This window comes from Ideonella azotifigens (assembly GCF_006519715.1).
GTDB classification, from domain to species: domain Bacteria; phylum Pseudomonadota; class Gammaproteobacteria; order Burkholderiales; family Burkholderiaceae_C; genus Ideonella; species Ideonella azotifigens.
The window spans coordinates 1-1,639 of record NZ_VIDT01000960.1 but is presented as its reverse complement, the minus strand read 5'-3'; the positions used below and the strand labels follow the sequence as shown (position 1 = coordinate 1,639).

Here is a 1,639-nt window from a genome sequence, read left to right as displayed (position 1 = left end):
GCCCGGCCGGCGCGGGCCGGGCCAGCGCCTTCAGCAGCACCAGCACCGTCTGCAGGTTGCGCCGCGAGGGCCGGGCCGGGTCGCGGTAGAAGTCCAGCGGGTTGACTTCATCGTCGAACCACAGCGTGTCGTTGGCACGCTGCGCCCTGTCCTCGGAATCGTTGAAGACATGCAGCGTGACGCTGGGCGCCGTGGTGTCGGGATTGCCCAGCGCATGGATGCAGGGCGGCACCAGGAAGCCGGTCTGGCCGCGAGCGGCCACGAAGCGCTGGGTCGGGTTCAGCGTTTGGCTGGCGGCGTCGCGCTGGTAGAGCGCCACGTCCAGCCGGTTGTGCATCACGCCGCTGACGCTCCAGGTGTTGTGCTGGTGCGGCGCATTGGTGAAACCCGGGTCCCACAGGAACAAGGCCATGCGCCAGCAGCGCCCGTGCTCGATGTGCAGCGGCTCGTAGGGCGCGCCTTCGAGCAGGCAGCGGGCGGCCTTGTCGGTGGTGGCTTCGGCGCATTCGAGCACGAAGCGCTCGTCCAGCATCGCGCTGCCGACGATGGGCCGCACCGCGTGCACCACGTCGGCCGGCGACAGGTGCCGGTCGACCGCGTCGTTGATGCCTTGGATCAGGGTGGTCAGTGCCATGCACGGCTCCCGCTGCACGCGAAGCACTCGCCGGTGCAGCGTCAAGGAACTCGCCGAGCAAACCGCAAGCTCGGACCTCGGAACAGGGGCACCCCGACCCGGCACGCTGTTGACATGCCGCACCAAGGTGCCTGGACGGGGCTCAGGCGAAACCGCCCGGGCCGCGTCCGTCAACAGCTCACGAGCAGCTCAGGCAGCCGACGGCTTGGGCAGCCACGGCGTCGACGCTCTGGGTGTCGACGATTTCGAACGCGTCGACTTCTTGCAGCAGCGCGACGTCAGCGGCCGAGATCACGGTGGTTTCGATGCTCATAGTTTCTCTCCTTGAGTGTTAAGAAAAACCCCGGCATGGACATGCCTGGGTGGCGGGTTTTTACATGCCATCGCCCTGTTTCCGACATCCCCTGACATGGGGGGTTATTCAAAACAATGGCGATCGACTGAAAACCAAACCCGCGTAACACCAGGAAACCGATCTGAATCTATTTGTATCTGCAGTTTCACTGCCGCACAGCCGGGCACGCTGCTTACATCCATGCACATTCCTCAGCTTCGCCTAATGCTCGCCTAACGCAGCGTTTGCGCTGCTGCGCTAGGGGTGTGCGCGCGATGGCGCGCCGCACGCGTCAGCGCGCATATACCAGGGCCGAAAGATATTCGAAAGTGCTGCTTTCAAGGCGTTACAGATACACCCTGGCCGGATATCGGATATTTCCATTCCGAGAATAACCAACCCCCTTCAACGTGGGATATCGAGCCGGATTCGCGCGGTGTGCAATCGGCGCGCAGGAGATCCCGAAAAGGGTTTTCCAAAACCCCACAAACCAGGGCGAGAAAAATGAACCACATCGACTGGACCGAGCTGCTGGCGCAGCCGCAGATCAATCTGGCGGACTGCCTGGTGCAACGCCACGTGCGCGAAGGCCGCGGCGCGCGGCCGGCGCTGCTGTTCCACGACAGCCGGCTCAGCTACGACGACCTGCAGCAGGCCATGGCCCGCAGCGC

At 64.4% G+C, this 1,639-nt stretch carries 1 protein-coding gene and 1 pseudogene; both read right to left on the bottom strand.

From position 1 onward, the window contains the following. Window positions 1–634 (bottom strand): annotated as a pseudogene (locus FKP22_RS29630) (hypothetical protein); the annotation flags it as partial. A gap of 178 nt (window positions 635–812) precedes the next feature. Beyond that, window positions 813–947, bottom strand: a complete 135-nt coding sequence (locus tag FKP22_RS34295) for a hypothetical protein (protein ID WP_259372474.1) — start codon at window positions 945–947, stop codon at window positions 813–815. Between the last annotated feature and the right edge of the window lie 692 nt (window positions 948–1,639).

Coding starts and splice junctions, on each gene's coding strand:
- FKP22_RS34295 (WP_259372474.1), bottom strand. CDS start 947: ATGAGCATCGAAACCACCGTGATCTCGGCCGCTGACGTCGCGCTGCTG.